This is a genomic window from Stutzerimonas marianensis, assembly GCF_022810315.1.
GTDB lineage: Bacteria > Pseudomonadota > Gammaproteobacteria > Pseudomonadales > Pseudomonadaceae > Stutzerimonas > Stutzerimonas marianensis.
On record NZ_JALGRD010000078.1, the window covers coordinates 1 to 334 of the forward strand.

General features: G+C 60.8%; 1 protein-coding gene. It reads right to left on the bottom strand.

The genetic code is table 11. The features are described from left to right. A partial coding sequence (locus tag MST27_RS22315) for a cbb3-type cytochrome c oxidase subunit I (RefSeq protein WP_243608023.1) occupies nt 1–334 on the bottom strand: 334 nt, incomplete at both ends.

Sequence of the window (334 nt, forward strand, 5' to 3'; positions counted from 1 at the left end):
CCATTCCAGTTCGGCGTATTCCTTGGAGCTGGTGAAGCCCTGCGGCAGCGTGATCACGGCGAGCACGATCACCGCTTGCCAGCCCCAGAACACGAACGAGGCCAGAGTGTCGGAGAACAAACGTACCTGGGAGGTACGCTGCACGACATAGAAGGAGGTCGCCATCAAGGCGCAACCGCCGAACGCGAAGATCACCGCGTTGGTATGCAAGGGACGCAGACGGCCGAAGCTGGTCCACGGCAGGTCGAAGTTCAGCTCAGGCCACACCAGTTGTGCGGCGATGAACACGCCCAGACCCATTCCGATAATTCCCCACACCACCGTCATGATGGCG